Origin of the sequence: Acidipropionibacterium timonense, assembly GCF_900605005.1 — a bacterium.
GTDB classification, from domain to species: domain Bacteria; phylum Actinomycetota; class Actinomycetes; order Propionibacteriales; family Propionibacteriaceae; genus Cutibacterium; species Cutibacterium timonense.
Map to the genome: position 1 here is coordinate 383,064 of NZ_LR027558.1, position 23,952 is coordinate 407,015.

19 protein-coding genes, 2 tRNA genes and 2 pseudogenes are annotated in these 23,952 nt (G+C 70.4%); 21 read left to right on the forward strand and 2 right to left on the reverse strand.

What is annotated here, in order from left to right:
* Positions 1-46 precede the first annotated feature (46 nt).
* From rsmI to E0E30_RS01900, 5 genes are all read left to right on the forward strand, one after another.
* Positions 47-949 (forward strand): 16S rRNA (cytidine(1402)-2'-O)-methyltransferase, encoded by a 903-nt coding sequence (rsmI, locus tag E0E30_RS01880; RefSeq protein ID WP_130864852.1) that lies wholly within the window; start codon positions 47-49, stop codon positions 947-949.
* On the forward strand, positions 946-1,851 hold the full coding sequence (locus E0E30_RS01885; protein WP_130864853.1) for a TatD family hydrolase: 906 nt from the start codon (positions 946-948) through the stop codon (positions 1,849-1,851). The genes rsmI and E0E30_RS01885 overlap by 4 nt, the downstream gene beginning before the upstream one ends.
* Positions 1,844-2,710: a 16S rRNA (adenine(1518)-N(6)/adenine(1519)-N(6))-dimethyltransferase RsmA gene (gene rsmA, locus E0E30_RS01890; protein WP_130864854.1), complete on the forward strand. Its 867-nt coding sequence runs from the start codon at positions 1,844-1,846 to the stop codon at positions 2,708-2,710. The genes E0E30_RS01885 and rsmA overlap by 8 nt, the downstream gene beginning before the upstream one ends.
* Before the next feature lie 9 nt (positions 2,711-2,719).
* Entirely contained in the window at positions 2,720-3,673 is a 954-nt protein-coding gene (locus E0E30_RS01895) for a 4-(cytidine 5'-diphospho)-2-C-methyl-D-erythritol kinase (protein ID WP_130864855.1), read from the forward strand.
* Positions 3,674-3,765: 92 nt separating this feature from the next.
* A complete protein-coding gene (locus E0E30_RS01900; protein WP_130864856.1) occupies positions 3,766-4,275 on the forward strand; it encodes a MarR family winged helix-turn-helix transcriptional regulator in 510 nt (169 codons plus the stop codon).
* Here E0E30_RS01900 and E0E30_RS01905 read toward each other — a convergent pair.
* Positions 4,226-4,861 (reverse strand): TetR/AcrR family transcriptional regulator, encoded by a 636-nt coding sequence (locus E0E30_RS01905; protein ID WP_130866677.1) that lies wholly within the window; start codon positions 4,859-4,861, stop codon positions 4,226-4,228. The genes E0E30_RS01900 and E0E30_RS01905 overlap by 50 nt on opposite strands.
* A 231-nt stretch (positions 4,862-5,092) precedes the next feature.
* On the opposite strand from E0E30_RS01905, the gene E0E30_RS01910 reads away from it, so the two are divergent.
* The 7 genes and pseudogenes from E0E30_RS01910 to pth all read left to right on the forward strand — a co-directional run bounded on the left by E0E30_RS01910 (position 5,093) and on the right by pth (position 11,329).
* A tRNA-Gln gene (locus tag E0E30_RS01910) sits at positions 5,093-5,171 on the forward strand.
* 171 nt (positions 5,172-5,342) lie between these two features.
* Complete coding sequence (locus tag E0E30_RS01915; RefSeq protein WP_130864857.1) at positions 5,343-6,824, forward strand: nucleotidyl transferase AbiEii/AbiGii toxin family protein; 1,482 nt, start codon at positions 5,343-5,345, stop codon at positions 6,822-6,824.
* A gap of 119 nt (positions 6,825-6,943) precedes the next feature.
* Positions 6,944-8,278: pseudogene (gene glmU, locus E0E30_RS01920) on the forward strand (bifunctional UDP-N-acetylglucosamine diphosphorylase/glucosamine-1-phosphate N-acetyltransferase GlmU); the annotation flags it as partial.
* 74 nt (positions 8,279-8,352) lie between these two features.
* Complete coding sequence (locus E0E30_RS01925; protein ID WP_130864859.1) at positions 8,353-9,321, forward strand: ribose-phosphate diphosphokinase; 969 nt, start codon at positions 8,353-8,355, stop codon at positions 9,319-9,321.
* 67 nt (positions 9,322-9,388) lie between these two features.
* The gene (locus E0E30_RS01930; RefSeq protein WP_210115752.1) at positions 9,389-9,844 is read left to right on the forward strand and encodes a hypothetical protein; all 456 of its coding nucleotides are present in this window, start codon (positions 9,389-9,391) and stop codon (positions 9,842-9,844) included.
* 271 nt (positions 9,845-10,115) lie between these two features.
* Complete coding sequence (locus E0E30_RS01935; RefSeq protein ID WP_130864861.1) at positions 10,116-10,730, forward strand: 50S ribosomal protein L25/general stress protein Ctc; 615 nt, start codon at positions 10,116-10,118, stop codon at positions 10,728-10,730.
* Positions 10,727-11,329 (forward strand): aminoacyl-tRNA hydrolase, encoded by a 603-nt coding sequence (pth, locus tag E0E30_RS01940; RefSeq protein WP_130864862.1) that lies wholly within the window; start codon positions 10,727-10,729, stop codon positions 11,327-11,329. Before E0E30_RS01935 ends, pth begins: the two co-directional genes overlap by 4 nt.
* Before the next feature lie 5 nt (positions 11,330-11,334).
* Here pth and E0E30_RS01945 read toward each other — a convergent pair whose 3' ends face one another.
* Positions 11,335-12,366 carry a PrsW family intramembrane metalloprotease gene (locus tag E0E30_RS01945; RefSeq protein ID WP_130866678.1) on the reverse strand — a complete coding sequence of 344 codons (1,032 nt, stop codon included), beginning with the start codon at positions 12,364-12,366 and terminating at the stop codon, positions 11,335-11,337.
* Between the two features lie 232 nt (positions 12,367-12,598).
* Here E0E30_RS01945 and mfd point away from each other — a divergent pair, with 232 nt between their 5' ends.
* From mfd to E0E30_RS01985, 9 genes and pseudogenes are all read left to right on the forward strand, one after another.
* Complete coding sequence (gene mfd, locus E0E30_RS01950) at positions 12,599-16,201, forward strand: transcription-repair coupling factor (RefSeq protein ID WP_130864863.1); 3,603 nt, start codon at positions 12,599-12,601, stop codon at positions 16,199-16,201.
* 64 nt (positions 16,202-16,265) lie between these two features.
* The gene (locus E0E30_RS01955) at positions 16,266-16,793 is read left to right on the forward strand and encodes a hypothetical protein (protein ID WP_130864864.1); all 528 of its coding nucleotides are present in this window, start codon (positions 16,266-16,268) and stop codon (positions 16,791-16,793) included.
* A 74-nt stretch (positions 16,794-16,867) separates the two neighbouring features.
* Positions 16,868-17,461 carry a nucleoside triphosphate pyrophosphohydrolase gene (locus E0E30_RS01960; protein ID WP_130866679.1) on the forward strand — a complete coding sequence of 198 codons (594 nt, stop codon included), beginning with the start codon at positions 16,868-16,870 and terminating at the stop codon, positions 17,459-17,461.
* Positions 17,462-17,600: 139 nt separating this feature from the next.
* On the forward strand, positions 17,601-18,881 hold the full coding sequence (gene eno / locus E0E30_RS01965) for a phosphopyruvate hydratase (protein ID WP_130864865.1): 1,281 nt from the start codon (positions 17,601-17,603) through the stop codon (positions 18,879-18,881).
* A gap of 146 nt (positions 18,882-19,027) precedes the next feature.
* Positions 19,028-21,436: a choice-of-anchor M domain-containing protein gene (locus tag E0E30_RS01970; protein ID WP_130864866.1), complete on the forward strand. Its 2,409-nt coding sequence runs from the start codon at positions 19,028-19,030 to the stop codon at positions 21,434-21,436.
* Positions 21,437-21,603: 167 nt separating this feature from the next.
* Positions 21,604-22,308 carry an FtsB family cell division protein gene (locus tag E0E30_RS01975; RefSeq protein WP_245306463.1) on the forward strand — a complete coding sequence of 235 codons (705 nt, stop codon included), beginning with the start codon at positions 21,604-21,606 and terminating at the stop codon, positions 22,306-22,308.
* 36 nt (positions 22,309-22,344) lie between these two features.
* Positions 22,345-22,848 (forward strand): annotated as a pseudogene (locus tag E0E30_RS13400) (DUF501 domain-containing protein); the annotation flags it as partial.
* A 72-nt stretch (positions 22,849-22,920) separates the two neighbouring features.
* Complete coding sequence (locus E0E30_RS01980; protein ID WP_245306627.1) at positions 22,921-23,820, forward strand: Ppx/GppA phosphatase family protein; 900 nt, start codon at positions 22,921-22,923, stop codon at positions 23,818-23,820.
* A gap of 33 nt (positions 23,821-23,853) precedes the next feature.
* Positions 23,854-23,926 (forward strand) — tRNA-Leu (locus tag E0E30_RS01985).
* The last annotated feature ends 26 nt before the right edge of the window (positions 23,927-23,952 follow it).

Sequence of the window (23,952 nt, forward strand, 5' to 3'; positions counted from 1 at the left end):
GCCCATCGTAGAGGCCCCGGTGCAAGGGACGTGCGACACTGGCCCGGTGAGCCCAGAGACGACCCCCGGCCGAGTGATCCTCGCCGGAACCCCCATCGGTGACTCCGGGACGGCGTCCCCTCGGCTGCTCGAGACCCTCGCCGGGGCGCGGGTCATCGCCGCCGAGGACACCCGACGCCTGTCCGATCTGCTGCGGCGCCTCGGCGTGACGACGCCGGCTCGGGTCGTCTCGTACTTCGAGGGCAACGAGGCGGCCCGCACCCCCGAACTGCTCGAGATGCTGGCGGCCGGGCAGGACGTCGTCGTCGTCACCGACGCCGGGATGCCGTCGGTGTCCGATCCCGGCTTCAGGCTGGTGCGTGCGGCCATCGATGCCGGGTTCCGGGTGACCTCGGTGCCCGGGCCCACCGCCGTCACGACCGCGCTGGCGTTGAGCGGGCTGCCCACCGATCGGTTCTGCTTCGAGGGGTTCCTGCCGCGCAAGCAGGGGGAGCGACGCCGTCGCCTGCAGACCCTGGCCACCGAACCGCGCACCATGGTGCTCTACGAGGCCCCGCACCGGCTGGCCGACCTGCTCGACGACGCGGCCGAGATCCTCGGTGCCGACCGGCCGGCGGCCGTGTGCCGGGAACTCACGAAGACCTGGGAGGAGGTGCGGCGGGGCGGCCTCGGCGAGCTGGCGATCTGGGCTCGTGATGCGGCCCGCGGCGAGATCACCCTCGTCATCGCCGGAGCCGAGGGGGCCGAGGTGTCGCTGGAGCGTGCCCTGGAGCTCGTCGAGGATCTCGTCGACGATGGCGTCAAGACCTCCCGGGCCGTCGCCCGGGTCGCCGCGAGCACCGGACTGCCACGACGCGAGCTCTACGACGCGGTGCTGGCGCGTCGGGAGGTCGGTGGGGATGCCGGCGCACAGGAGGCGGGGCCGGTGCAAGGGACGGACGGCCGATGAGGCTCACCGACACCATCGAGGACGCCCTGGCCGGGCGCGGCCTGCCGACGCTGCCCGTGCCCCTGGCCGCCGAGACGATCGACTCGCACACCCATCTCGACACGGTCCGCGAGTTCACGACCCTCGTCGCCGCGCAGTCCCTGGCGGCCGCGGCGAAGGTCGGGGTGACGCGGATCGTCCAGATCGGCTGTGACGTCGACGGATCGCGGTTCGCCGAACGACTCGCCCGGGGCCGGACCGGGGTGGTCGCCGCCGTGGCCATCCACCCCAATGACGCCGTGCGCATCGCCCGCCGCTCCCGGCAGGATCTGGCCGAGGCGCTGCGCGTCGTCGACGAGCTGGCCGGAGCCGGGCCGCACGTGCGCGCCATCGGGGAGACCGGCATCGACCACCACGAGACCCCCGAGGGCCCGGACTGGGACCTCCAACGTGAGGTCTTCGCCGCGCACATCCGAATGGCCCACGAGCACGGCCTGACCCTGGCCATCCACGACCGTGACGGGCACGACGACGTCCTGGCCGTCCTCGACGAGGTCGGCTGGCCCGACCGCGTCATCATGCACTGCTTCTCCGGCGACGAGGACCTGGCACGTACCTGCGTCGAGCACGGGGCGTGGCTGTCCTTCCCCGGCGTCCTCACCTTCAGGAACGCCGACAACCTGCGCCGAGCGTTGGCAGTGACGCCCCGCGAGCGGATCCTCGTCGAGACCGACGCGCCCTTCCTCACGCCGACGCCCTGCCGGGGCAAGCGCAACGGGCCGTACCTGCTTCCGCACACCGTCCGGTTCCTCGCCGACCAGCTCGGTTGGGACGAGCGCGAGTGCTGCGAGCAGCTGCGGCTCAACACCTTCGAGGCGTACGGCGGGCCCTGGCCGGCCCATGGGGAGGACGACGATGTCTGAGGGCCTGCTCGACCCCACCTCGGTGCGGGCCATCGCCGAGCGGATCGGCCTGCGTCCCACGAAGACACGCGGCCAGAACTTCGTCCATGACGCCAACACGGTGCGACGCATCGTCTCCCTGGCCGAGGTCGGCCCCCGGGACCGGGTCATCGAGGTCGGGCCCGGACTGGGGTCGCTCACCCTGGGTCTGCTCGAGACCGGGGCGCAGGTCGTCGCCGTCGAGATCGACGAGGTGCTGGCAGCCCAACTGCCGGCCACGGTCACCGAGCGGATGCCCGAGGCGGCGTCCCGCCTGGACCTCGTGACGAGCGACGCCCTGGCCGTCCGGGAGCTGCCCGGGCAGCCCCCCACGGCGCTGGTGGCCAACCTGCCGTACAACGTGTCGGTGCCGGTGCTGCTGCACATGCTCGACCTGTCGGAGTCGTGGCGGACAGGGCTGGTCATGGTGCAGCTCGAGGTCGCCGACCGCCTCGTCGCTGCTCCGGGGTCGAAGGTCTACGGCGTGCCCAGCGCCAAACTCGCCTGGTGGGCGCAGGCCAGCCGTGTCGGGACGGTACCCCCCAAGGTCTTCTGGCCGGTGCCCAACGTCGACTCGGGACTGGTACGGATCGTGCGACGCGAGCCCCCGGTCACCGAGGCCACCCGCGAGCAGGTCTTCACCGTCATCGACGCCGCCTTCGCCTCCCGGCGCAAGATGCTGCGCGGGGCGCTCGCCGGCCTGTGCGGCGGATCGGCGAGGGCTGCCGAGCTCATCGAGGCCGCCGGTGTCGACCCGACCCTGCGCGGCGAGGCCCTCGACATCGCCGCCTTCGCCGCGGTGGCCGAGGCACTCCTGCGCGGGGGAGCCCTGCGTGGGTAGGTTGTCCCCATGACCAGCTTCGACGAGTTCTGGCCTCCGGCCCCCTCCACCGTGACCGTGCGAGTGGCGGCGAAGGTCAACCTCGCGCTGGGGGCGGGCCCGCTCGCCGAGGACGGCTACCACCCGCTGGCCACCGTCTTCGAGGCCATCGGTCTGCACGACGTCGTCACCGCCACCGACCGGGAGGACGACCTCATCACCATCACCGTCACGGGAGCCGACGCCGACCTCGTCCCGGCCGACGGCACGAATCTCGCGGTCCGCGCGGCACAGCTGCTGCGATCGAGCTGGGGGCACCCCGGACTGGGTGCTGATCTTCGGATCGACAAGACCATTCCCGTGGCCGGTGGCATGGCCGGCGGGTCGGCCGACGCCGCCGGCGCGCTGCTGGCGTGCTCGGTGCTGTGGGACCTCGACACCAGCCCGGACGACCTCCACGACGTCGCCGCCCGGCTCGGCTCCGACGTCCCCTTCTGCCTCACCGGCGGGGTGGCCCTGGGGCGCGGTCACGGGGACCAGCTCGTCCCGGTCATCAGCCGTGGTACCCATGTGTGGGTCCTGGCCACCTCGACCGTCGGTCTGTCGACCCCGGCGGTGTACCGCCGTTTCGACGACCTCGCCGTCGACGGCGGCGACATCGTTCCCACTGAGCTCATCTCGGCGCTGGCAAGGGGGCGGATCGACGAGGTCGCCGGACTGCTGCGCAACGACCTGCAGGCCGCGGCCGTCGACCTGCGGCCAGAGCTCGGCGAGGTGCTCGAGGTCGGTGTCCAGGCCGGGGCCCTGGCCGCCCAGGTGTGTGGATCCGGCCCGACCTGCGCCTTCCTCGTCGCCGACGAGACCACTGCCCGGACGGTCGCGCAGGGGTTGGCCGAGCTCGACCAGGTGCGCACCACGAGGATCGCCCGCGGGCCGGTCGCCGGTGCCCAGCTGTTGCCCGGATCCCTGCCCTCGGGGGCATGACGATGCCGGAGGGGCAGCAGGGGCCCGAGGAACCGGGCCGGCCGGCGGACGTGGAGCGGTGTGCGCCGCCGGATGCCGCGGATGACCTCCGGATGGCCCCGGATGCCGTCGACGACATCATCGCCGCCTGGCGACGGGAGCGCCCCGACCTGCCGGTGGAGGCGATGGAGGTGTGGTCGCGGGTGACCCGGCTGTCGCGGCGTCTCGACCGCGCCCGCTCCCGGGCCTGTGCGACGGCTGGCCTGGAGATCTGGGAGTTCGACGTCCTGGCGGCGCTGCGCCGGGCGGGGGAGCCCTACCGGCTCAGCCCCGGGGCCCTGCTGGCCGAGCTCGAGGTCACCTCGGGGACGATGACCAATCGCGTCAGTCGCCTGGCCGACCGGGGACTGGTGGAACGCCGTCCCAACCCCGAGGACGGCCGGGGGGTCATCGTCGTCCTCACGACGCAGGGGTGTGCCCGGGTCGACCGGGCACTCGAGGAACTGTTGGCCTCGGAGGGCAGGTTGCTCGGCGCCATGGACGCCGCCCGGGTGGCCGACCTGGGACGCACCCTCAGGGTCGTCCTGGCTCGTCAGGAGGAACTCGACCGGGACGACGGGTGAGCCTGGGCTCGGCCGAGAGGCGGGCCAGGCCGTTGAGGCCGAGATCGACGAGATGGGCGGCGACGACCTCCTTGGCCGGCTGCCGGTCGTCGAGCCAGGCCAGGCCGGTCATGCCGACCATCCCGGTGAGCGCCTGGGCGTAGATGCTCACGTGTTCCGGATCGAGCCCGTGCTCGAGGAACCTGTCGTGGAGGATTCCCTCGACCCAGGCGGCGACGTCGGAGAGGATCGAGGCGTAGGACCCGGTGGCCGACCCGACGGGGGAGTCCCGCGAGATGATGCGGAACCCGTCCGGATGGTCGTCGATGTAGTCGAGCAGGGCCAGGACGGCTGACTCGAGGGTGCGCCGCGGGCCCTGGTGGGGTTGGTCGAGGGCATGGCGCAGGGCGTCCTGCAGCAGCCGCACCTGCCGATCGACGACGACGGCGTACAGCCCGTCCTTGGACCCGAAGTGCTCGTAGACGATGGGCTTGGAGACGCCGGCGCACGCGGCGATCTCCTCGACCGAGGTGCCGTCGACGCCGTTGGCGGCGAAGAGGCCGGCGGCCACCTCGATGAGCTGCTCGCGACGCTCGCCGCTGGTCATCCGCACCCGTCGTGAGGTGGTGCGGGACGACTCGACGGGGTGCTCGCTCATGGCTCGAATCTATCGTGTGGCCCCGGGCCCGAGGTCGTCGCGCAGCCGGCGGCGCGATGCCATCGCACGGCTCCGTGGCGCGCGCCGACGGGACTCGCCCCGCCTGTCGCCTCGCGTCCCGCCTGTCGCCTCGCGTCCCAGTCGTGCCGTGCCGTACCCTTGTGGCGCTCGCCAGAGCGATCCCCGGTTGGTCTGCCGGCAGGGCCCGCCTGACTTTGAATCAGGACCAGCGACGCAGGTTCGACTCCTGCCCGGGGAGCGGTGGTGGGAGGCGACGTTGTCGTGGACTCCTCACCGGCGACGACGGACGCGGGAGACTCATCGCTGTCCTCGGTTCGTGGGCCGTCGAGATCTCGGATCTGGTCGGGTGCACCTTCCACCTGAAGGTTCGGAAGCCACTCTCGTAACATCCTTCTGTTACTTTTGTGCCATGAGGCCATCCATGGAGGCGATCAATCCGCTGCTGGCCGACCAGTGGGGGATGGTGACCACAGGGCAGGCGGAGGCCGCCGGAGTGTCGCGGGTGACAATCAAACGGATGGCCGACGCCGGAGAACTCGTGCAGCTACGTCGTGGGGTGTACATGTCCCCACAGTTCCCCATGACCGACCTTGACCCCATGCGAGCAGCGTGGCTCGCCGCCGACGCGAGCCGGACCCGAGCCGACCGTTACGACGACGTGGACCAGGTCATCGTCGCGGAGGAGTCCGCGGCGCGACTCCACGGGATCGGGGATCTGCCCGTCGCTGAGATCCGGTTCAACTCCCGTCGTCGTATCAGGGTCGACGGCGCAGCCACCTCCTCCGAGCCGATCGTTCGTGCCGAGTGGGACTGGCTCGACGGGTTGCCCGTCACAAGTCCCCGCCGCACCATCGAGGACCTCGTCCGAAGTGGACGATGGAACGACGACCACGTGCGCTCCGTCATCGACGACGCCATGGACAAGGGGATACTGAAACCCGCCGACGCAGCACGATCACGACTCATCCTGCGGGTCGCTCCACACCTCGCTCCACCCGCCAGCCACCAGTCCGTGGCCCAATTGCTCCGCAACGACGCCAAGGCACGTGGTGTGGCCGCCAACGACGCCATTGCCGAGTTCACCCGTATGCTCTTCCTGGCCAGCCTCATGGAACGCACCGATGACTGGGTCGTCAAGGGCGGCACCGGGATGTTGTGCCGGTTCGGGAAGGTGCGTTCGACGAAGGACCTGGATCTGTTCCGTGTCGGGGTGGGCGACAACGATTCGCCAGCCAGATCCGCCCAGTATCTGGTCCATGTCATGAACGGTGTGACCGTTGGCGCCTACACCTTCGGCTGCGCCTCGCCCCCGTCATCATCTGGTGAGGACCGGGACTCGCATCGGGTCATGGTGACGGTGGCCTCGAGGGGTGCCCGGCCCGTGGCCACGTTCTCGGTCGATGTGTCAGCCAAGGTGCACCTGTCGAAGGATCCCGACATGGCCATGGCAGAGCGCAGTGATCGCGCGGACATTCCCGGTTATCCACGTCGATTCCCCGTGAGGCTGTACCCCTTGGAGAACCAGATGGCCGACAAGATCTGCGCCATGTACGAGGTGCACAACGGCCGGGCATCGACCAGATATCGCGACCTCTATGACCTGGCCGTCATGGCTGACCGGGGAGTGATTGACGCGCCATCCCTCATCGATGCGGTGAGGGAGCAGCAGGTGCGCAGGAGCCTCAGTGTTCCCCGGCCTCTCATGCCGCCGTCACCCACCTGGCCGAGCGAGTACGACCGTGCCGTGCGCAAGATGGCCCGCCCGGGCCGGCCGCAGTATGCGACGTATGAGGCCGCGGTCCGTCTCGTCGAGGCAAGGCTGGGGGCCGCACTCGACATGGTCGGAGCCTCGCCCACCGCCCAGGGGTCGACCTCGCCCACAGTGGAGTAGGCGGTGACGTCGCTGCCCGGGTAGCCAGCGGTGGTGGGAGACGACTGGGCCGTGCCTGTGTCGGACTCGGCCGCTAGAGTTGGGTCCTGCCTGCCGTATCCGAGCGATGGGGGATCACCGTGACGTCCAGTCCGTCCGAGGCCCGCGCCGAGACCGTTGCCGCTGTCATCGTCCTGGCCGCTGGTGGCGGCACCCGGATGAAGTCGTCGAAGTCGAAGTTACTCCATGAGGTCGCCGGCCGTCCCATGCTGTCGTGGGCCGTCGCCGCAGCGCGCGGACTCGACCCCGAGCACCTCGTCGTCGTCGTCGGTCACAAGCGTGAGCAGGTCGAGGCGCACCTCCACGAGGACGCCCCCGACGTGCGCACCGCCGTCCAGGCCGAGCAGAAGGGCACCGGGCACGCCGTCGCCTGCGGGCTCGAGGGGCTCGGAGAGCTCCACGGCCAGGTCGTCGTCACCTACGGCGACGTCCCCATGCTCACCGGTCAGACCCTGCGTGACCTCGTCGCCGCGCACCGTGAGCAGCGCAACCTCGTCACCGTGCTCACCGCATGCGTCCCCGACCCCACCGGGTACGGGCGCATCCTGCGTGAGGGGGACACCGTCACCGGTATCGTCGAGCACAAGGACGCCACTGCCGAGCAGCGGGCCATCGACGAGATCAACTCCGGCATCTACGTCTTCGACGCCCAGGCGCTGCGAGACGGGGTCGCCGGGCTCTCCAATGACAACGCCCAGGGCGAGTACTACCTCACCGACGTCGTCACCATGGCTGCGGCGGGCACCATCAGCGCTCCCGGGCTGAGCGGCGTCGGGGCCTGGCGCACCGACGACCTCTGGCAGACCGAGGGGGTCAACGACCGCGTCCAGCTGGCCCGGATGAACCGCGAGGTCAACCGGCGCACCCTGGAGCGCTGGATGCGTGCCGGCGTCACCATCGCCGACCCGGCGACGACGTGGATCCAGCCGGACGTCGACATCGACCAGGACGTCGAGATCGAACCGGGAACCTTCCTCAACGGGGCGACGACCATCGGCTCGGGGTCACGGATCGGCCCGGACTGCACCCTCATCGACACCGAGGTGGGGCATGACGCCGTCGTCACCCGCTCCGAGGCCACCCTGGCCGTCATCGGCGACGGGGTGCGGGTGGGGCCCTGGGCCAACCTTCGCCCCGGCACCGTCCTGTCGGCCCAGGTGCGGGTCGGCGCCTTCGTCGAGACGAAGAATGCCAAGGTCGGCGAGGGATCGGCGCTGCCGAGGCTGTCCTATGTCGGCGACGCGCGGATCGGCCGCGGTGTCACCGTGGGCGGCGGGACCGTCTTCGCCAACAACGACGGCGAGGTGAAGAACCGCAGCGCCGTGGGTGACGGCGTCTTCCTCGGGTCGAACTCGACCGTCGTCGCCCCCGTCGAGATCCCCTCCGGCACCGCCGTCGCAGCGGGGTCCGTCATCGACGCCACGGCGTCCACAGTCTCGGACACGACGTCCGATCAAGGAACAGACAACCCGAGCCCGGAGGCGGACCTGTGAGCGGAGCCACGCGACCCAACAACAAACATCTCATGGTGTGCTCGGGGCGGGCATACCCCGAACTTGCCGATGAGGTGGCCCAGGAACTCGGGGTCGAGCTCGTCCCCTCCCGCCAGGTGACGTACGCGAACTCCGAGATCTACGTCCAGTTCCAGGAGTCGGTGCGCGGCTGCGACGCCTTCGTCATCCAGTCCCACAGCGCCCCGGTCAACGAGGCCATCATGGAGCAGCTCATCATGGTCGACGCCCTCAAGCGGGCCTCGGCCAAGCGCATCACGGTCGTCTCGCCCTTCTACCCCTACGCCCGTCAGGACAAGAAGCACCTCGGACGCGAGCCCATCTCCGCCCGACTCATCGCTGACCTCTATCGGGCGGCGGGGGCCGACCGCATCATGAGCGTCGACCTCCACGCCGCCCAGATCCAGGGCTTCTTCGACGGTCCGGTCGATCACCTGTGGGCCCTCCCGGTGCTGTCGGACTACGTCCACGCCAAGTACGCCGAGGAGGACATGGTCGTCGTCTCGCCGGACGCCGGTCGGGTGCGCCTGGCCGACATGTGGACCGACAAGCTCGGATGCCAGCTCGCCATCATCCACAAGCGTCGCGACCCCAACAAGGCCAACGAGACGACGACCCACGAGGTCGTCGGCGACGTCAAGGGCAAGACCTGCCTGCTCGTCGACGACATGATCGACACCGCCGGCACCATGTGCCAGGCCGCCCGCGCCCTCAAGGAACACGGCGCCGCCCGGGTCGTCGCCGCCGCGACGCACCCGGTGCTGTCCGGCCCGGCCGCCGACCGCATCAACGCCTCGCCCATCGAGGAGCTCATCGTCACCAACACCCTGCCCATCCGCGAGGGCATCGAGATCCCGGTCATGACGGTGCTGTCGATCGCCCCGCTCATCGCCAAGGCCATCCAGGAGGTCTTCGAGGACGGGTCGGTGACGAGCCTGTTCCGCTGACGGCGCTCGTCGAACGGTCGTGCCGGGGTGGGATTCCCACCCCGGCACGACCATGTCGGCGTCGAGCGTGGGGGGGCTGTGGGCGAAGTCCGCCGGCTTCGCCGGTTCGGTCGCCCTGCGCGTCCAGAACCTCGGCGCCAAGCAGTACTACAAGGACGTCAAGGCCCCGACCCGGTTCGTCGTCTCGGTGAGGACGCAGTCCGGCCCGCAGGGCGTCGACCGACTCATCACCACCGCCGGCCACAACGGTGCGTACGTGCGTGATCTCGGCTTCGACCGGGCCACGTCGACCCGCAAGTTCGAGGTGACCCTGTCGAATCCCGTCGAGCCCGGCCAGGACCAGCTCGTCGCCGCCTTCTCTTTCGGGGACGGCGCGACCAAGCTCGGCCGGATCGTCAACTACGCGACGGTCACCCAGACCGGTCGCATCGCCGGCGACGTCTCGGCCGCCAACGACCAAGACCAGGACTCGCGCCAGGTGTCCCGCGACGACTTCGGCAAGTCCATCGTCGGCTTGTTCTGATCGACTCGGCGGTGCCCCCGGGGTCGCGTCGTCCGCCCCGGGGGACTGCGCCGGGCGGACCCGTGTTGGCCACCGAGCCGGGTGAAGGCGCCCGGAACACCTCCGTGGCCCCCACGAGTGCACGTCGCCCAGGCCAGGGCTTGGTGCTCCGCGCACGGCGCAGGTACCATGTCCCTGCTTGGCGAGGGACCTCACGGTCCGTCATCGACTGGCTGTCCAGCACGGACATCCCCTGCTCGTCGAGCTTGTCAGTTCCGAGAAGGAGGATCACATGGCTGACGTCATCACACTCAAGGCCACCATTCGTGACGAGTTCGGCAAGGGCGCCGCCCGCCGCATCCGTCGTGCCGACCGCATCCCTGCCGTCATGTACGGCCACGGGCACGACCCGGTCCACATCACCCTCGACGGTCACGAGACGCTGCTCGCCCTGCGCGCCGAGAACCAGCTCCTGTCCATCGAGATCGAGGGCCAGTCCGCCCAGCTCGCCCTGCCCAAGGACGTCCAGCGTGACGCCCTCAAGGGCTTTGTCCGGCACGTCGACCTGCTCACCATCAAGCGCGGTGAGAAGGTGACCGTCCAGGTCGCCCTCCACGTCCTGGGCGAGCCCGCCGAGGGCGCCGTCGCCACCACCGAGTTCAGCGAGATCGAGGTCGAGGCCGACGCCCTGTCGATCCCCGAGCACCTCGAGGTCTCGGTGGAGGGGGTCGACGCCGGCACGAGCATCACTCTCGGCGAGATCACCCTGCCCGAGGGCGTCACCCTCGTCGGCGATTCCGAGGCCGTCGCCGTCTCGGTCCAGTTCCCGGCCATGGAGGTCGAGCCCGAGCCCGAGGCCGAGGGTGAGGCCGAGGCCGCCGCGGAGGACGCGAGCGCCGGCGAGTGAGCCAACCCTGGCTCGTGGTCGGGCTCGGCAATCCGGGCCCGACCTACGACGGCACCCGACACAACGTCGGGGCCATGGTCGTCGACGAGCTGTGTCGACGGGCCGGCGAGAAGCTCTCGTCGGCCCGCGCCCAGCGCGCCGAGACCGCCCGCACCCGGATCGGGCCCGCGGGCATCGGGGTGCCCTCCGCGCAGGCCGAGCAGGTCGTCCTCATGCGCAGTCGCACCTACATGAACGATTCGGGCATCGCCGTCCGCAAGGTCGCGGACTTCGCCCACATCCGGCCCGACCACGTCATCGTCGTCCACGACGAGATCGACCTCGACCTGGGCCGGATGCGCCTCAAGCTCGGCGGTGGCGACAACGGTCACAACGGGCTCAAGTCCATCCGGGCCCATCTGCGCACCGGTGACTTCCTGCGGGTGAGGGTGGGGGTCGGGCGGCCACCGGGCCGACAGGACGCCGCGGACTACGTCCTGGGACACTTCTCGTCGCGTGAGAAGCCACAGGTCGAGCTGCAGGTGGCGCTGGCCGCCGACGCCGTCGAGGCCATCGTCTCGACGGGTCTGGAGCAGGCCCAGAACCGCTTCAACTCCTGACCTCCTCAGGTCCTGGCGACGACCTTGTCGGGGCGCGCCCGGAGCCAGGCCGACAGCTCGTTGCGGCGTCGCACCAGCTCGGGGCCGCCCTGTCCGGAGGCAATGCGCTCCTGGGCCGCAGCCGCCTCCATGACGGCCGTGACCATCCTGTCGCGTGCGGCACGTTGGGACCGTGACGTCGTCCCGCGGTGACGCAGCTGGGGCAGGACGACCATGTCGGCCTCAGCCGGCGTCACCAGTCCGGCCGCGACCATGAGCGGCAGCTGGCGGCTGGCGGCGTCGATCTCGCGGCGTCGGGACCGCAGCACCATGCGCACCGCCACGACGAACACCGGCACGAAGAGGACGAGGTAGACGACGGCCATCGACACCAACCCGCTGAGATCGCTGTCGCCGAGGGCGAGCGTCAGGGCATCCGGGCCGCCGTTCCACAATCCGTGCAGGAGGCACGCGACGACATAACCGACGACGACCCGCCAGAACCCGCCACGGTGGCGCCACGACCACAGTCCGACAGCGGTGGCGGAGGTGAACAGCGGGTGACCGAAGACGCCGAAGCCGGTGCGCACGAGGGTCATGACGACGATGTCGCCGGCCCCCTCCGCGGAGGCGAAGTAGCCGAGGTTCTCGACGAAGGCGAAGCCCAGGGCGCACACCCCGGCGTACACGAGATGGTCGGTGAGCGAGGTGAGTTCGAGCTTGCGGACACCGGTGAGCAGGACGAGGAAGACCGACGCCTTGGCGAATTCCTCGACCGGCGGGGCGACGAGGACGGCCGTGACGAGGTCGCTCGTGCCTGCCAGCGCCTCGACGACCGTCGCCAGGACGACGGCGACCGAGCCGCCCCACACCAGCGTCATGACGAGCATGCCGACCGGCTCGGGTTCCCATCGGTCGATCCACCGGTAGCAGGCCAGGCAGGCCAGCAGGGCCACGGTGGAGGGGATCGCCCCGATGGCCAGGGCTCGCGGCGAACCCGCGCCGATGAGCGCCACCATGACGAGGATGACGACGAGCCCGAGGATCGTCACGAGCATCGGCAGCACCGGGCGACGACGCCGTCTCGGCGGCGTCAGATGCCACGGCTGCACCGGGCCGAACGAGGCCGGCGTCGTCGCCCAGTGCGACAGGGGGTCCGGGGCGGACGGGTCGGGTCTCGGACGGTCGGGAACGGGGCTGGCGGTCACAGGGCGATGGTAGAGGCTCCCGGTGTGGCACCGCCCGACGCCGTGACCCGGGCGGCGTCCCGGGGCCACCTACACTGTCTCGGTGAGTTCCCGCGCTCTTGCCAGCCTTCTGTCTCGCGAACCCGTCCTGTCCGAGGCCGTCGGCGACGCCCTCACCGGGCGGATGCCCACCCTCGACCTCACGGTGGCCGCCCCGGCCCGTCCGGGGGTCGTCGCGGTACTGGCGCAGGCCCTTGAGGGCACCGAGCACATCCCGGTGCTGCTCGTCACGAGCACCTTCCGCGAGGCCGAGGAGGCCACCGCGACCCTGGAGACCTGGCTCAGCCCGCAGGAGGTCTGCTACTACCCGTCCTGGGAGACCCTGCCGCACGAGCGTCTCAGTCCGCGGACCGACACCGTCGGACGGCGTCTGGAGGTGTTGCGCCGGCTCACCGGCCATGACCCGATGCCCGCACCGAAGGTCGTCGTCGCCCCGGTGCGCGCCATCCTGCAGCCCCAGGTCGCCGGGTTGGGCGGCGTCATCCCCGTCGAGCTGCGGGTCGGTGACTCCCACGACCTCACCGCCCTCGCCGGACGTCTCGTCGACGCCGCCTACAGCCGGGTCGACATGGTCGAACGGCGCGGCGAGTTCGCGGTGCGCGGTGGCATCCTCGACGTCTTCCCCCCGGTCCTCGACCATCCCGTCCGCATCGACTTCTTCGGTGACGAGATCGAGGAGATCCGCTCCTTCGAGGTCGCCGACCAGCGGTCCACCGATGCGACGCACACGTCCGTCGTGTGCTCCCCGTGCCGCGAGCTCATCCTCACCGACGCCGTCCGTGCCCGTGCCCGGGCCCTGCTGCCCGACCATCCCGAGCTCGCCGACATGCTCGAGAAGATCGGTCAGGGCCAGGCCGTCGAGGGGATGGAGGCGCTCATGCCGGCCCTCGTCGACGACATCGAACTGCTCGTCGACGTCCTCCCGGAGCGATCCATGATCGTCCTGTCGGACCCTGAACTCGTGCGCTCCCGGGCCGCCGACCTCGTCCGCACCTCGGAGGAATTCCTCCACGCCGGGTGGGCGGCAGCCGCCGGCGGCGGAAAGGCCCCCATCGACCTCGCCGCGTCGGGCTACCGGGCACTGTCGCAGGTGCGGTTCCACGCCCTGGAACGGGGCATGTCGTGGTGGTCACTGTCCTCGTACACCCTCGACGCCCCGTCGACGCCGCTGGCCGGCGATCTCCCCGAGGACTCGGCCGAGTGGGGGAGTGCCCCGGTCACGCGCGACCCCCAACTCACCGAGGTCGAGCCCTGGCGCGGTGACGTCGACGCCGCTGTCGCCGACCTGTCGGGTCGTCTGGCCGACGGGTGGACCGTCGTCCTCACCGCCGAGGGCGAGGGGACCGCCCGGCGGATGCACGAACTGCTCACCGAGCACGGGGTGGCCGCCGACATCAGCCCCGACCTCGACGAGACGACGACCGAGGCCGCCGTGCACATCGTGCGGGCCCACCAGCGGCACGGATTCGCCGCTCAACGCCTGCGTCTGGTCGTCCACTCCACGGGCGACCTCGTCGACGACCAGGGTCGCCCGGACGCGTCGTCGCGCCGGATGCCGACCCGACGGCGCAACCAGATCCAGCCGCTCGAACTCAAGCCCGGCGACCTCGTCGTCCACGAGCAGCACGGCGTGGGACGGTACGTCGAGATGATCCAGCGCACCGTGGCCGGGGCGACCCGTGAGTACCTCGTCATCGAGTACGCCCCCGCCCGCAAGGGTCAGCCCGGCGACCGGCTCTTCGTGCCGATGGACTCCCTCGACCAGGTGACGCGCTACGTCGGCGGGGACGCCCCGAGCCTGGACAAGATGGGTGGGGCCGACTGGAAGAAGCGCAAGTCGCGCGCCAAGAAGGCCGTCAAGCAGATCGCCGCGGAGCTCATCAAGCTCTACGCGGCCCGACAGGCGACCAAGGGTCATGCCTTCGGCCCGGACACCCCGTGGCAGCACGAGCTCGAGGACGCCTTCGCCTACGTCGAGACCCCCGACCAGCTCACGACGATCGCCGACGTCAAGGCAGACATGGAGCAGGTCGTCCCCATGGATCGCCTCGTCTGCGGTGACGTCGGCTACGGCAAGACCGAGATCGCCGTGCGCGCCGCCTTCAAGGCGGTCCAGGACGGCAAGCAGGTGGCCGTCCTCGTGCCGACCACCCTGCTCGTCCAACAGCACTTCCAGACCTTCACCGAGCGGTACGCCGGGTTCCCGGTCAACGTCGCGGCCCTCTCGAGGTTCCAGACCGACGCCGAGGCCAGGGCGGTGCGCGAGGGCATCGAGCGAGGCACCGTCGACGTCGTCGTCGGCACCCATCGGCTGCTGAGCAAGGAGGTCCACTTCAAGGACCTCGGTCTGGTCGTCATCGACGAGGAACAGCGCTTCGGCGTCGAGCACAAGGAGGCCCTCAAGCGCCTGCGGGTCGACGTCGACGTCCTGTCCATGAGCGCCACGCCCATCCCGCGAACCCTCGAGATGGCGGTCACCGGCATCCGCGAGATGAGCACCATCGCCACCCCGCCGGAGGAACGCCACCCGGTGCTCACCTTCGCCGGCCCCTACGACGAGGGCCAGGTCGTCGCCGCCATCCGCCGTGAACTGGCCCGCGAGGGACAGGTCTTCTTCATCCACAACCGAGTGCAGTCCATCGAGAAGACCGCCAAGCGCATCCGCGACCTCGTCCCCGAGGCCCGCGTCGTCACCGCTCACGGCCAGATGCCCGAGAAGCAGCTGGAACAGATCATGGTCGACTTCTGGGAGCGCCGGGCGGACGTCCTCGTGTGCACGACGATCGTCGAGTCGGGTCTGGACATCTCGACCGCGAACACCCTGCTCATCGACCGGGCCGACCTCATGGGTCTGTCCCAGTTGCACCAGCTGCGTGGGCGGGTCGGACGCTCCCGGGAGCGCGGCTACGCCTACTTCCTCTACCCGGCCGACAAGCCCATCTCCCAGACCGCCCACGACCGGCTGGCGACGATGGCCGCCCACACCGACCTGGGTGCCGGCATGGCCATCGCCATGAAGGACCTCGAGATCCGCGGCGCCGGCAATCTGCTCGGTGGGGAGCAGTCCGGGCACATCGCCGACGTCGGATTCGACCTCTACATCCGCCTCGTGGGCGACGCCGTCGCCGATTTCCGCGGTGAAAAGGACGCCGACGAGGAACCCGAGATGCGCATCGAGCTGCCGGTCGACGCCAACCTGCCGGTCGACTACGTCGAGACCGAGAGACTGCGTCTCGAGATGTACAAGAGGCTCTCCCAGGTGCGCGACGACGCCGAGATCGACGCCGTCGCCGAGGAGTTGCAGGACCGCTACGGGCCGCTTCCCGAGCCGGTCCGGGCCCTCCTCGGGGTGGCGAGGTTCCGGCTGCTGTGCCGAGCGGCCGGGATCCGGGAGGTCGTGCCGGCCGGCAACTCCATCCGTTTCTCGCCGGTGCACCTGCCCGAGTCGCGGGTCATGCGCCTCAAGCGGCTGCACCCCGGATCAGTGGTCAAGGACGCGGCCGGCATCGTCCTGGTCCCCAAGCCGCGAACGGCCCGGATCGGGGGCCGCCCGCTGGGTGGCCAGGAGCTGCTCGACTGGGCGTCCGAGGTCGTCACCGGGGTGTTGGAGGTCTCGGGTTCGGCCGCGGTGACCGCGCGGTCGTAGGATCACCGGTGGCAGACGTCCCAGCCGCCCCACGGGTGCGGCACCGAAACCAGGAGAGTTGCTCATGACCTCGTCGCGTCCCACGTCGATCCGCATGGTGGCTGCCGCAGCGGCCGGAGTCTTCGGCGTGGCCGGACTCACCGGGTGCTCCTGGCACAGCTCCTCGACGGCCATCGTCGCCGGGTCCCACACGGTCTCCATGGCGACCTTCGACGACGTCGTCGCTCACTGTGGCGGTCTGGCCCAGTCGAGCACCCTCAGCGCCCGTCAGGTCATCGCCTCCACGTTGGCCCAGGGGGCCGTGGGCGAACAGATCCTCACCGACACCGGCCGGACGCTCAGCACCGCCGAGCGGGACAAGGTCATCTCGAGCAATGACCTGTCGGTGCTCACCAAGGACCCGGTCTGCCAGTCCATGGCGCGGTCCCTGGCCGCCATGTACTGGGTCATCAACACCGACGGACAGGCCAAGACGCTCAAGGAGATGGCCGCGGTCGACGTCACCGTCAATCCGCGCCTGGGCCAGTGGTTCCCCCGGCAGCTCGCCGTGGCCGGCACCTCGTCGATGTCCTCGGCGTGGACCGGTCAGTGACGGACGGGCCGACCGGCCTTCAGGATGACCGGTCCGGCCGCCCCCGGGCGAGCCTTGACGAGCTCGTCGACCTCATGGCGGTTCTGCGCGACCGCTGTCCGTGGGATGCCAGGCAGACCCATCGCAGCCTCGTCACGTATCTCATCGAGGAGACCGGGGAGGTCGTCGACGCCATCGAGGACGGCACCGACGACGACCTCGTCGAGGAACTCGGTGACCTCCTCCTCCAGGTGGTCTTCCACGCCCGGATCGCCGAGGTCGAGGGCCGCTTCGACATCGAGGAGGTCGCCGGCGGCATCGTCACCAAGCTCGTGCGGCGTCATCCGCACGTCTTCGCCGACCAGGAGGTACCGGGTGACATGGACGCCGCCTGGGAGGCGCGCAAGGCCGCCGAGAAGGGACGCAGCTCCAGCCTGGACGGGATCGCGCAGTCGCTGTCGTCGATCGCCCGGGCCACGAAGGTCATCTCCCGGGCGCGTCAGCACGGGGTCGACGTCGCCCTGCCCGACGCCCCCGTCGGCACACTGGCGGGCGAGCCGTCGGTCGGTGAGCAGATCCTCGACCTGGTGGCCCGCGCCCAGGCCAGCGGGGTCGATGCCGACCAGTCCCTGCGCGATGCCCTGCGCGGACTGGAGAAGCGGGTACGGCAGGCCGAGGCCCGATCCTGACCGGGTCGATGGTGCACGTCCGACCAGACGGCGTCGCGGCGCCGGGAAGGCCGGGAAGATTGACCCTCGGGCCCTTGGGATGACGGTGCGCTCCGATAGGCTTTGAGACGGAAACTCCGTTCCAGCGAAAGGTTGGCCCATGGCTACCATCGAATTCATCGATGCTCGTGAGATCCTCGACTCCCGCGGCAACCCGACCGTCGAGGTCGAGGTCATCCTCGACGACGGCACCGAGGCCCGTGCGGCCGTCCCCTCCGGCGCATCGACCGGCGACTTCGAGGCCGTCGAGCTGCGCGACGGCGACAAGAACCGTTTCGGCGGCAAGGGCGTTCTCCAGGCCGTCGAGAACGTCAAGGAGACCCTTGCCGAGGAGGTCCTCGGTTACGACGCCGCTGAGCAGCGGGCCATCGACGCCGTCATGCTCGAGCTCGACGGCACCGACAACAAGGGCAAGCTCGGCGCCAACGCCATCCTCGGCGTCTCCCTGGCCGTCGCTCGCGCCGCCGCCGAGTCCGCCGGTCTGCCGCTGTACCAGTACCTCGGTGGCCCGAACGCCCACGTCCTGCCCGTCCCGATGATGAACATCCTCAACGGTGGTGCCCACGCCGACTCCGACGTCGACATCCAGGAGTTCATGATCGCCCCGATCGGTGCCGAGTCGTTCCGTGAGGCCTACGAGATGGGCGCCAACGTCTACCACGCCCTCAAGAAGGTCCTCAAGGACAAGGGCCTGTCGACCGGCCTGGGTGACGAGGGCGGCTTCGCCCCGAACCTGCCCAGCAACGCCGCTGCCCTCGACCTCATCGAGGACGCCATCAAGGCCGCCGGCTACGAGCCGGGCAAGGACGTCGCCCTGGCCCTCGACGTGGCCTCCTCGGAGTTCTACAAGGACGGCAAGTACGAGTTCGAGGGCGCCGCGAAGTCGAGCGCCGAGATGATCGAGTACTACGAGAAGCTCATCGAGGACTACCCGCTCGTCTCCATCGAGGATCCCTTCGACCAGTCCGACTGGGAGGCGTGGTCCGCCTTCACCGCTCGTGTCGGCGACAAGGTGCAGATCGTCGGCGACGACCTCTTCGTCACCAACCCGAAGCGCCTGCAGCAGGGCATCGACGAGAAGGCCGCCAACGCCCTGCTCGTCAAGGTCAACCAGATCGGTTCGCTGTCGGAGACCATCGACGCCGTCGACCTGGCCCACCGCAACGGTTACCGCTGCATGATGTCGCACCGTTCCGGCGAGACCGAGGACACGACGATCGCCGATCTGGCCGTCGCCCTGGGGACCGGCCAGATCAAGTCGGGTGCCCCGGCCCGCGGTGAGCGCATCGCCAAGTACAACCAGCTGCTGCGTATCGAGGAGGAGCTCGACGACCAGGCCGTGTACGCCGGTCGCGACGCCTTCCCGCGCTTCCAGGTCTGAGCTCGTCCTGACTGGAGCCTGAGCAGACCACTCTCGGCCCGGTTCCCCCTGTGGGGAGCCGGGCCGAGAGCGTCCCGGCGGATCCCGAGTAGATAGCGAGAATCATTCTCAGATAGGGTGTGGGGGTTCATTCGAGAGGAGCTCTGATGCACTGCACCCCAACCCGCACGTCGACTCGCCGGACGATCGGCGTGCTCACCTCGGTCGCGACCGCAGCGGCCATGCTCGTGGCCGCTTCACCGGCCAGCCAGGCTGGGCCGGATGACGGCAAGACCGTCGCCACCGAGGCCCACGTCGACGCCCCGAAGACCTACTGGGAGAACGGGACCTTCGCCCTCAAGAGCGAGGTCCGTCAGCATGCGATCCCGCTGGACGGGACCGTCAACTGGATCGGCCGGGGCTACAGCACGCTGCTGCGTCCCGAGCAGAAGTTCATGTTCACGGTGCCCGACGATCCCGTCTTCGCACCCCTGTCGGACCATGGCCGTCGCTGGTACGCCGGTCCGCACATCGCCGGTGACCACAACACCCCCATCTGGGCGGGATTCGGTGCGGACGACAAGATTCCCACCGAGACCTTCCGTGACGGTTCCTTCTCGCTCGACGTCGTCGGCTTCTCCGGACCGGGACGCATGGAGGCCTTCAACGCTTGGGACCACTCGCTGTCCAGGCTGCTGTCGAGCCACGACCCGAGCTACCGGTCGTCGTACCTCACGCCGAAAAACCACACGCACAACGTCACGGCCTTCACCAAGCCCGGCCGCTACGTCGTCGACTACCGGACGACGGCCCGCGGCAAGGACGGGCGACTCATCGCCTCGAAGACCTCGACCCTCGTGTGGCAGGTCGGCGGGACGCGTCCGGCGGACAAGGCCACCACGCCCCTCAAGGACAGCTTCGCCGCCGCCCCGTCGGGCAAGCCGAGCACTCCCTACACCTTCACGATGAAGCCCCACACCGGCCGCGAGAAGCCCGCCGACGACCAGCTCACCGACATGGTCTTCGACGCCGGCGACAAGAACGTGCGCGGGACGGTCACCTTCTTCATCGACGGGTTCCACCTGGCCGAGCTGCCCGTCGTCGACGGTCGCGCCACGTGGAGCGAGATGATCGGCTCGGGGACCTCGAAGTTCCAGGCGGTCTTCGTCCCGGCCTCCGGCTCGAGCGCACCGCGCTGGGCCTCGAGCCCGTTGGCCTACGAGTTCGGTCCGGAGTCCGCCTCGACGACCTCGGCGACGGGGGAGGAGTCCCTGCCGACCGAGCACTCGCAGGATCCGGCTCCGGCCTTCGACCTCAAGGAGTACTCGCCGGCCTCGGCCGTCAAGTGGACCGTCGACGTCACGCCCGGCAAGCCCGATGACGACACCGACAAGCCCTTCGTGACGCGCATCAAGCTGTCCGACCCTCGCTATCGAGCCAACATCGACGGCGGCTACTACGACAAGCCGGACGCCAAGTACTCGACCTGCCAGGTGTACGGCGTCACCGACGAGCACGGGGAACTCAAGGTCTCCAACGACGGTGACGTCTGTGGCGGTTACTACCTCAAGTTCAAGATCTCGCCGCACGCCCTCGTCAAGGCCCCGGGTGGTTCGGTGGAGGTCACCGTCCCGCTGCCGAAGGACTCGCTGACCCTGCACCGCAGCGGTGAGCTGGCGACGGGAGATGCCACGCCGAAGCCGACGCCCACGCCCACGCCGAAGCCGGACTCGGTCCTGACGACCCCGGTGCTGCTCGAGCGAGGACATGTCGACATCAAGGCGGACCTCGACCACGGCACTCTTCGCGGCCTGCTCGGGGATGACACCTTGAGCCATGCCAAGCACTCCGTCGACCGCTCCCTCGGGTCGGTCGCCCTCGCCGTGCCGGACTCGGCCCGCAAGCGCCGTCCGTCGTCGGGCATGCTCGCCGAGCCGAGGTTCGGCTTCCTGGGCCGCAAGGGAGCGCTCGTCCACATGCTGCCCGAGGTCAATGACAACGTGCACGTGTGGCCGGGCTGGTCGACGAATGCCCTGGCGGGCACCGGCGCCGGAGCCGCAACCCTGCGGATCGCGCCGGCCGTCATTCCCGCCGGTGGCGCCTACCACGTCTTCAGCGCCGACTCCATCACCGGGCGTCTCGACCACATGGTCGACTCGACCTCAGGAAAGGTGGACGTGGCGATCCCCGAGCCGACGCACGCCCACGCCACGTGGTCCTTCAGCAAGCCGGGGGCGTACCTGCTGCATGTGTCGTGGACGACGACGCTGGGCGGTCGCACCGTCTCCAGCCGTCCTGAGTGCCTCACCTTCCTCGTGGGGGACGCCGCCATCGCCGATCACCGTGCGGGGCGCACGCCGTCCTGCCCGGCCGTTCCCGGCGCCAGCACCTCCCCGTCGGCTCCGGCCGTGACGCCGTCGACCCCGGTGGCTTCCCCGTCGACGCCGGCTGTGACGCCGTCGGTTCCTGTCGCGACGCCGTCGACCCCGGTGGTGTCCCCGTCGGCCCCGGCCGTGTCGCCGACCTCCCCGACCACCTCGGCCCCGGCACCACGGCTGGCTCCTATACACATCTGACGCTGCCGACNCCGAGCCCCCGGCCCGGCCTGCCCCGCACCGGGGTGTGAGCCCGAGGGTCTGACGCGACAGCGAACCGCTCCTCCGCCCGACGATGAGATCGTCATCGGGCCGGGGGAGCGGTTCGCTGTCGTCTTCGGGTGGCACCGTGCGTCATGATGGATCCGATGGCGAACACACCTGGCACCCGATCCTCCCGTCCCAGTGGACGGGGACGTCCGGGCACCTCGACGACGCCCGGCCCGACGAGGGGTCGGGCGACGCGCGGCCGGCCCGCCCCCCGCACGAGCACGAAGGAGAGCCCCAGGCCGCGTCCGGAGAGTCAGCGCTCCCCGCGTCCGGCTCGGTTCGGCCTCACCGCCCGCGCCGCGGCCGTGGCAGCAGTCCTCCTTCTCATCGTCGTCATGATCACCCCGAGCCTGGGGGTCTACTTCACCCAGCGGTCCCAGCTCGCCGACCTCCAGGCACAGGGCGCGCAGTACGAGACGCAGATCGGCCAGTTCCAGGACGAGACGAACCGCTGGCGAGACCCCGACTACGTCAAGGCCCAGGCGCGCGGGCAGCTCGGCTGGGTCATGCCAGGTGAGGTCGGCTACCGGGTCATCGGGACCGACGGCAAGGTCATCGGGGGCACCGCCGACGTCGACACCGCCACGCCGGGACCGGCCACGCCCACCACACAACCCTGGTGGCGCAAGGTCGCCGGATCGGTCAAGGTGGCCGACCGTTCGGCGCGGTCCACCGCCTCCGCCACGGCGTCGGCGAGCCCGTCATCGTCGGCGAGTCCGTCATCCGCCTCGGCCGCGACACCGGGACAGTCCTCCGCCGGTGCCGTTCCGGCCTCGACGAGCCCGTCGCCGTCCCGACGCTGAGCCGCCCCCTCACCGAAACGACAGGAGCCTGACCAGGTGCCCGACCTCGAGCCATTCACCGAAGCCGACCGTGACGCGGTCCGTGACCAACTGGGACGCGAGCCGCGCGGCGTCGCCGGGGTCGCCTGGCGGTGCCCCTGTGGCCGGCCCGGGGTCATCGCCACCGAACCACGGCTACCCGACTCGAGCCCGTTCCCGACGACGTACTACCTCACCTGCCCCCGAGCCGCCTCGCTCATCGGCACCATCGAGGCCTCCGGCGTCATGGCCGCCATGACCGACCGTCTGGCCGACGATCCGCAGCTGGCCGACGCCATGACGGCGGCCCACGAGTCCTACCTGGCGGACCGGGAGGCCATACGCGTGGCGGCCGGGATGGACCCCGTCCCCCAGATCGACGGCGTCTCGGCCGGTGGCATGCCCGGTCGGGTCAAGTGCCTGCACGCCCTGGCCGCGCACGCTCTGGCGGCCGGGCCCGGCGTCAACCCGCTGGGCGACGAGGTCGTCGCGCAACTGGGATCGTTCTGGGACCGGCCCTGCGGTGAGCCTCAGGGCTCCGGGGAGGGTGCACCCGAGAGCGCGCCATCCGGCGACCCGACCCCGGTCGCCGCCATCGACTGTGGGACGAACTCCATCCGGCTGCTCATCGCCTCCCGAGGAGCGGACGGGGGCCTGGTCGAGCACGATCGGCGCCTCGAGCTCGTGCGCCTGGGCCAAGAGGTCGATGCCACCGGGAGGTTCCACCCCGACGCCCTGGCGCGTACCTTCACGGCCTGCGAGGAGTTCGCGTCCGTCATCGAGGAGGCCGGCTGCGCCCGGGTGCGCTTCGTGGCCACCTCGGCCGCCCGTGACGTCTCGAACCGTGACGAGTTCTTCGCCGGTGTCCGGCGCTGCCTCGGCGTCGACCCCGAGGTCATCGCCGGCACCGAGGAAGCGTCGCTGTCCTTCGGCGGAGCCCTGAGCGGGGTCGCGGCGGCCGCCGAACCGGTCCTCGTCGTCGACTGCGGCGGCGGCTCGACGGAGCTCGTCCTGGGGCACCGTGACGGGCACATCCTCCAGTCCGTGAGTCTGGACGTCGGCTCGGTGCGGCTGCGTGAGCGTTTCCTCCACGGAGATCCGCCGACGGCCGAGCAGGTGCACGAGGCACGACGCTTCGTCCGCGGCCTGCTCGACGGCTGCGGCATCGACCTGGCCGGGGCCCGCACGGCCATCGGCGTCGCCGGCACGGTGACCAGCCTGTCGGCCATCCACCAGGGGCTCGTCGACTACGACCGGGCCAAGGTCCACCGCTCGACCCTCACCGCGGCGACGATCCACAGCCTCGCCGAGCGATTGCTGGCCGCGACGGTCGACGAGGCCGAGGCCATGGGGCCGCTCAAGCGCCGACGGGCCGAGGTCATCTGCGGCGGTGCTCTCATCATCGACGAGCTCATGTCACGGTTGGGTACCGACGAACTTGTCGTCTCCGAGACCGATATCCTCGACGGTATCGCTCTGGCGATGGTGCGCTGACGGCTCGGGCAGCCCGGGGCCCAGCGGACCGGAGCCCCCGTAGCCCAATGGCAGAGGCAGGCGGCTTAAACCCGCTCCAGTGCGGGTTCGAGTCCCGCCGGGGGTACGCCGGTGGAACCTTGGCAGGTGGCT

Bases quoted from the DNA above. Each gene is read 5' to 3' on its own strand.
- rsmA (WP_130864854.1), top strand. From the start codon at position 1,844: ATGTCTGAGGGCCTGCTCGACCCCACCTCGGTGCGGGCCATCGCCGAG.
- E0E30_RS01955 (WP_130864864.1), top strand. From the start codon at position 16,266: ATGACCTCGTCGCGTCCCACGTCGATCCGCATGGTGGCTGCCGCAGCG.
- E0E30_RS01905 (WP_130866677.1), bottom strand. From the start codon at position 4,861: ATGACCAGCGGCGAGCGTCGCGAGCAGCTCATCGAGGTGGCCGCCGGC.
- E0E30_RS01970 (WP_130864866.1), top strand. From the start codon at position 19,028: ATGCACTGCACCCCAACCCGCACGTCGACTCGCCGGACGATCGGCGTG.
- E0E30_RS01885 (WP_130864853.1), top strand. From the start codon at position 946: ATGAGGCTCACCGACACCATCGAGGACGCCCTGGCCGGGCGCGGCCTG.
- E0E30_RS01900 (WP_130864856.1), top strand. From the start codon at position 3,766: ATGGCCCCGGATGCCGTCGACGACATCATCGCCGCCTGGCGACGGGAG.
- E0E30_RS01935 (WP_130864861.1), top strand. From the start codon at position 10,116: ATGGCTGACGTCATCACACTCAAGGCCACCATTCGTGACGAGTTCGGC.
- eno (WP_130864865.1), top strand. From the start codon at position 17,601: ATGGCTACCATCGAATTCATCGATGCTCGTGAGATCCTCGACTCCCGC.
- E0E30_RS01945 (WP_130866678.1), bottom strand. From the start codon at position 12,366: ATGCTCGTGACGATCCTCGGGCTCGTCGTCATCCTCGTCATGGTGGCG.
- E0E30_RS01895 (WP_130864855.1), top strand. From the start codon at position 2,720: ATGACCAGCTTCGACGAGTTCTGGCCTCCGGCCCCCTCCACCGTGACC.
- E0E30_RS01915 (WP_130864857.1), top strand. From the start codon at position 5,343: ATGAGGCCATCCATGGAGGCGATCAATCCGCTGCTGGCCGACCAGTGG.
- E0E30_RS01975 (WP_245306463.1), top strand. From the start codon at position 21,604: ATGGCGAACACACCTGGCACCCGATCCTCCCGTCCCAGTGGACGGGGA.
- E0E30_RS01960 (WP_130866679.1), top strand. From the start codon at position 16,868: ATGGCGGTTCTGCGCGACCGCTGTCCGTGGGATGCCAGGCAGACCCAT.